This is a genomic window from Bathymodiolus platifrons methanotrophic gill symbiont (assembly GCF_002189065.1).
In the GTDB taxonomy this organism is placed as follows: Bacteria; Pseudomonadota; Gammaproteobacteria; order Methylococcales; family Methylomonadaceae; genus Methyloprofundus.
This window is the reverse complement of sequence record NZ_BDMN01000108.1, coordinates 1-5176: the sequence shown is the minus strand read 5'-3', so window position 1 is coordinate 5176 and position 5176 is coordinate 1. Positions and strand designations below refer to the sequence as shown.

Sequence of the window (5176 nt, the reverse complement as noted above, 5' to 3'; positions counted from 1 at the left end):
TCATTTAATTATTGAAACTTTAGATGGCAACCTTTCAAAAGGAATGCGGCAGCTTAATGGCGTCTATACTCAAGCAACAAATCGGCGCCACTTACGTTCTGGTCATCTTTTTCAGGGGCGTTATAAGGCTATACTTGTTGATAAAGATCAATATTTGCTTGAGCTTGCTCGTTACGTTGTTCTTAACCCAGTAGAGCAAAAGGAATGGTTCACAGTATAGAAGATTGGCCCTGGAGCAATTATTTGGCCTTTATTGGGCACACTAAAATATATGAATGGTTAACGCCGGACTGGGTTTTATCTCAGTTTGGTAGAAGTAAGAAACTAGCACGAGAGAATTATAAGCGCTTTGTTTTAGATGGAGTGAATCAGGAACTTGATATCTGGTCTGGTTTAAATGGTCAGATCTACCTTGGAGATGATACCTTTGTCTCTCAAATGCAAAGCAAGATTGATAATAGTGACTGTGACTTGAGTATTCCAAAAAAACAAAAGCGACCAGTAGCTAGGTCTCTTGTACAAATAGAAAAGCTGCATGTAGATAGAAATCAAGCGATTGTAACCGCATACAATACAGGCGCATACAGTCAGAGAGAAATTGGAGAGCACTTTAGCTTACACCCTAGCTCTGTAGGTGTTATTGTAAGAAAAGCTAGGGACTCTCAATTCGGGACCTGACCCCCTGGCTCCGGCAATAAATCAAAAATATTTATAGGTACAAAGGATACATTATGACTGTAAAGACCCTTATTTTAGCGGCTGGACAAGGCACGCGTATGCGTTCAGCACTGCCGAAAGTATTGCACAAAGTTGCTAATCGCAGCCTTCTGCAGCATGTCTATGATACGAGTAAGCAAATAGATGAAAATGACATCATTATTATTTATGGGCATGGTGGCGAATTAGTTAAACAAACATTATCTGAACTTGATGCACAATGGGTTGAGCAAAAGGAACAACTGGGTACGGGGCATGCTGTACTGCAGGCTGATAGCTTGATTGAAAAAAAAGATACTATACTTATTTTATATGGAGATGTCCCATTGCTAAGCAAGCAGTCAATTGACACCTTGCTGGCAAATGTAACACAACAAAGCCTGGCCTTATTAACGGTTAAGTTGGGCAGCCCTACTGGTTATGGTCGTATAGTACGAACTCATTCAGGTGATGTACTAAAAATAGTAGAACAAAAAGATGCAACTGAACAAGAGCAGCTGATTAATGAAGTTAATACCGGAATTCTTGCGGTCAAAGGTGAGCAATTAAAAAACTGGGTTAGCCGTATAGATAATAGCAATGCGCAGCAGGAACTTTATCTGACGGATGTCATAGAAATGGCTGTTAATGATGGTATAGTCATTAAAACCAGTCAGCCAGAATCTATAGATGAAGTGTTAGGGGTAAATAATCGCAAGCAATTGAGCCACCTTGAAAGAGTTTATCAAGCAGCACAAGCGGATAAACTGATGGAGCTAGGGGTGACTTTGTTAGATCCTGCCAGAGTGGATTGTCGCGGAAGTTTTGCATCTTTGGGGCAGGATATATCGGTCGATATCAATGTTATTTTTGAAGGCGAAAATACGCTAGGAAATAATGTAAAAATTGGTGCCAATACGATAATAAATAACTCAGTGATTGCAGATAATGTTGAGATATTAGCTAACTGTATCATTGATAATGCCGTAGTGGGTGCTGGAAGTAGAATTGGTCCATTTGCAAGATTACGTCCACAGGCCGAATTATCAGAACAGGTACATATCGGGAATTTTGTAGAAATTAAAAAATCTACAGTAGCAAAGGGCAGCAAAATAAATCACCTTAGTTATATAGGTGATGCAACAATTGGTAGCCAGGTGAATATTGGTGCAGGGACCATTACTTGTAACTATGACGGTGTAAATAAAGCTCGCACAGTGATCAAAGATGGTGCTTTTATTGGATCTGATACTCAGTTAATTGCTCCGGTAACGGTAGGTAAAAATGCAACGATTGGAGCGGGCTCAACCATTACTAAAAACACCCCCGATGAACAGCTAACTTTAACAAGGTCAAAACAAATTAGTATACAAAGCTGGCAAAGGCCCGTTAAAAAGGAGCAATAGAATGTGTGGAATAGTTGGTGGAATCGCGCAAAGAAATGTCGTCCCAATATTACTTGAAGGCTTAAAGCGACTGGAATACCGAGGGTATGATTCGGCTGGACTGGCTGTTGTAGCGGATAAGCATATTTATCGGCAACGCCAGATTGGCAAGGTTAAAGGCCTAGAGGATTTAATAGTAGAGACTCCATTTAGCGGAAATATTGGTATTGCTCATACTCGTTGGGCTACACATGGAAAGCCCAGCACCCAAAATGCTCATCCACATATCTGTAATAACAAAATAGCTGTCGTGCATAATGGCATTATCGAAAACCATCAGGCATTACGAGATAGGCAAAAAGAGCAGGGTTATCAGTTTAGTTCAGAGACTGATACAGAGGTTATCGCTCATCAGGTTTATCAAGAGCTGGAACAGGCGGATAGTTTGTTGCAGGCAGTAAAAAATACTATAAAACATCTGGATGGTGCGTATGCTTTGGGTGTATTAAGTAGGGATGATGAAAACACTCTGATTACCTGCCGTAAGGGAAGCCCATTAGTGATTGGTTTGGGTATTGGCGAATACTTTATCGCATCGGATGTTGCCGCCTTGTTACCTGTTACCCAGCGTTTTATCTTTTTAGAAGAAGGCGATATTGCCGAGTTAAAAATTGATAGTTTAATCATTTATGATCAGCATGATCAAATTGTTCAAAGACCAGTTAAAGAAAGCTCTCTAACTGCGGATGCAGTGGATAAAGGTGAATATCGCCACTATATGCTCAAAGAAATTTATGAGCAACCTCATGCGATATCTGAAACCTTAGAAGGTCGGTTTATTGAAAATAAATTACAAGACTATGTCTTTGGACATAATGCCGGAGAAATATTTGATAAGGTTAAAGCAGTACAAATCTTGGCCTGTGGAACCAGCTTTCATTCTGGTTTAGTAGCAGAATACTGGTTTGAAAAATTAGCCAGAGTACCTTGTCGAGTGGAAGTGGCTAGTGAATTTCGTTATCGCAAGCCGGTACTATCAGAAGATACATTAATTGTAACTATCTCGCAATCAGGAGAAACAGCTGATACCCTGGCGGCGCTGAAAGAAGCAAAAAGACTGGGTGCAAAGTATGCATTGAGTATATGTAATGTGCCCGAGAGCTCCTTAGTTAGAGAGTCGGATCTCGTGTTAATGACCCGCGCTGGCCCGGAAATTGGAGTGGCATCAACTAAAGCATTTACCACTCAGCTGGTTGCTTTAATGATGCTGGTGATGGCTGTAGGCAGGCGTTTTTCCTTAACGCCTGAAACAGAGCAGGAAATAACTTCCGAGTTGTTTAAATTACCACGTATTATTGAAGATGTTCTGCAGATAGATGATGAAATTAAAACCTTATCAGAGCAATTTTCCGAAAAAAATCATGCTCTATTTTTAGGCAGAGGAACACATTATCCTATCGCTATGGAGGGCGCATTAAAGCTCAAGGAAATATCCTATATCCACGCAGAAGCCTATCCAGCAGGTGAATTAAAACATGGGCCATTAGCATTGATAGATGCAGAAATGCCTGTTGTCACCGTTGCTCCGAATAATAGTTTACTGGAAAAATTAAAATCTAATATACAAGAGGTCAGTGCCAGAGGCGGTCAGTTAATTGTTTTTCTTGATGAATCCATTAGCACGGAAGCTGATGACAATGTACAAATTGTAAGAATTCCCAAGGTAAATAACTACATTGCGCCCATTGTGTATGTGATTCCGCTACAGCTACTTTCCTATCATGTTGCTATACTGAAAGGTACTGATGTAGACCAGCCACGGAACCTGGCTAAATCGGTAACGGTTGAGTAGTCTAGTCAATTCATCAATGTTTTTGTAGGAGTGTAATAAAAAGTGCTGTAGGGTATGTATTGCATACCTGAGGCTAAAAGGTGTAGGGTCGGCAATGCGTTCCCTGCAATATTGGATAAAACGAAGTATATGAATAAAAAACTAATATTACTTTGTATGCTGGGGCTACTAGCTATTACTTTAGTATATGTCCAGAGCGTATTGACGTGACGCAGTATATAGTCGCTCAAGGCGAAGTGAAAGCTAGTGTTGCTAATACCCGTGTGGGCACCATAAAGGCATGTCGCCGTGCTTATCTAGCACCTGCAATAGGTGGGAATGTTGCCAGATTATTTGTTAAGGAAGGAGAACTGGTTAAGAAAAAGCAGCTTTTATTGCAAGTCTGGAATGATGATTTAATGGCGCAATTAAATCTACATAAAGCACAAATTAAAGCGAATAAAGCAACAGCTGAACAAGCTTGTGAATTAGCGGCAGGTACTAAAAGAGACTCACTGCGCCTGGCGCGTTTGAAAAAATATGATCGTATTATCTCTGAAGAGCAATTGGATCGAGCCGCGACCAAAGCAGTTGCTGATAGAGCTCAATGCCTGGCTACAAAAGCGGCGATTGAAGTGGCGCAGGCGAATCTGGCAATAGTTAATACCGCTATTGAGCGTACCTTAATACGCGCTCCTTTCGATGGCACAGTTGCTGAAATCAATGCTGAACTAGGCGAGTATGTTACGCCATCACCTCCTGGAATTCCAACCTTACCCCCCCATAGATTTATTGGATATCAGCTGTTTATACGTGTCTGCTCCGATAGATGAGGTCGATGCACCTCAGGTAAAAGTGGGTATGAGTGCCTGTGTTAGTCTGGATGCTTTTGCAGAAAAACGTTGCTCTGGAACGGTTTCTCGTATTGCTCCCTATGTCCTGGAAAAAGAGAAACAGGCGCGTACTGTAGAAGTGGAAGTTAAGCTTAGGAATAAGCACGAAACAACTTCCCGATATTAATTATTCTTGAGGAATTGCACGGTAATTCCATTTTGGTAAATGTGTATCAAATACAATCGGCATTATTTCTTTGAAGTCAGCGGCATATTTTCGTCCTGTCTCGTATATTTTGTCGAGTATGTGAACAATTGTTGTTAGTCCTTTTGACGTTGATGTTCTAGAAATCAATGTTTTAACTGTTTCAACCGAGTCAAATACAACACCTTCACAAGCACGAGTCACATGAGGAAAAAAACGATGTTCA

General features: G+C 40.7%; 7 protein-coding genes. 6 read left to right on the top strand and 1 reads right to left on the bottom strand.

Annotated elements, in window-relative coordinates:
- The 6 genes from CDZ78_RS21775 to CDZ78_RS23595 all read left to right on the top strand — a co-directional run.
- Nucleotides 1–220: transposase (locus tag CDZ78_RS21775; RefSeq protein ID WP_373862447.1), on the top strand; the 220-nt coding region annotated here is incomplete at its 5' end.
- Nucleotides 205–678 (top strand): hypothetical protein, encoded by a 474-nt coding sequence (locus CDZ78_RS06715; protein ID WP_087869314.1) that lies wholly within the window; start codon nt 205–207, stop codon nt 676–678. The genes CDZ78_RS21775 and CDZ78_RS06715, both read left to right, overlap by 16 nt.
- A gap of 53 nt (nt 679–731) precedes the next feature.
- Nucleotides 732–2102, top strand: coding sequence for a bifunctional UDP-N-acetylglucosamine diphosphorylase/glucosamine-1-phosphate N-acetyltransferase GlmU (gene glmU / locus CDZ78_RS06710; protein ID WP_087869313.1), 1371 nt, complete (start codon nt 732–734; stop codon nt 2100–2102).
- A gap of 1 nt (nt 2103) precedes the next feature.
- Nucleotides 2104–3933 carry a glutamine--fructose-6-phosphate transaminase (isomerizing) gene (gene glmS, locus CDZ78_RS06705; protein ID WP_087869312.1) on the top strand — a complete coding sequence of 610 codons (1830 nt, stop codon included), beginning with the start codon at nt 2104–2106 and terminating at the stop codon, nt 3931–3933.
- 206 nt (nt 3934–4139) lie between these two features.
- Complete coding sequence (locus CDZ78_RS06700) at nt 4140–4745, top strand: efflux RND transporter periplasmic adaptor subunit (RefSeq protein ID WP_280175549.1); 606 nt, start codon at nt 4140–4142, stop codon at nt 4743–4745.
- Nucleotides 4726–4932 carry an efflux RND transporter periplasmic adaptor subunit gene (locus CDZ78_RS23595; RefSeq protein ID WP_263459142.1) on the top strand — a complete coding sequence of 69 codons (207 nt, stop codon included), beginning with the start codon at nt 4726–4728 and terminating at the stop codon, nt 4930–4932. Before CDZ78_RS06700 ends, CDZ78_RS23595 begins: the two co-directional genes overlap by 20 nt.
- Here the strand turns inward: CDZ78_RS23595 and CDZ78_RS06695 are convergent.
- A partial coding sequence (locus CDZ78_RS06695; RefSeq protein WP_444979200.1) for an ISAzo13-like element transposase-related protein occupies nt 4933–5176 on the bottom strand: 244 nt, incomplete at its 5' end.

What these genes read in the sequence shown, in the direction of transcription:
- CDZ78_RS06715 (WP_087869314.1), top strand. Translation starts at nt 205, where the DNA reads ATGGTTCACAGTATAGAAGATTGGCCCTGGAGCAATTATTTGGCCTTT.
- glmU (WP_087869313.1), top strand. Translation starts at nt 732, where the DNA reads ATGACTGTAAAGACCCTTATTTTAGCGGCTGGACAAGGCACGCGTATG.
- glmS (WP_087869312.1), top strand. Translation starts at nt 2,104, where the DNA reads ATGTGTGGAATAGTTGGTGGAATCGCGCAAAGAAATGTCGTCCCAATA.